This window comes from Pseudomonas sp. SDT291_1_S447, assembly GCF_054070155.1.
The window spans coordinates 1-212 of the sequence record NZ_JBSVXS010000476.1; the positions used below are offsets into that span (position 1 = coordinate 1).

The 212-nt window shown below is 60.8% G+C and carries 1 pseudogene; it reads left to right on the forward strand.

The window, feature by feature from the left end:
* Nucleotides 1-212, forward strand: a pseudogene (locus ACW9IR_RS30435) (phosphate acetyltransferase); the annotation flags it as partial.

The following is a 212-nucleotide window of genomic DNA, read 5'->3' on the forward strand; positions in this document are numbered from 1 at the left end:
AGAGCCTGGATGCGGAAGTGATCCTGGTGTCCGCCCCGGAAAACGAAGTGCTCACCGAGCTCTCCGGGCGCGTGGAACTGCAGGCCCAGCTGTTCGGCGGCCCGAAAGACCCGAAAGTACTCGGTGTGATCCTCAACAAGGTGCGCACCGACGAAAGCATGGAGGCTTTCTCGGCACGCCTCAAAGAACATTCGCCATTGTTGCGCAGCGGT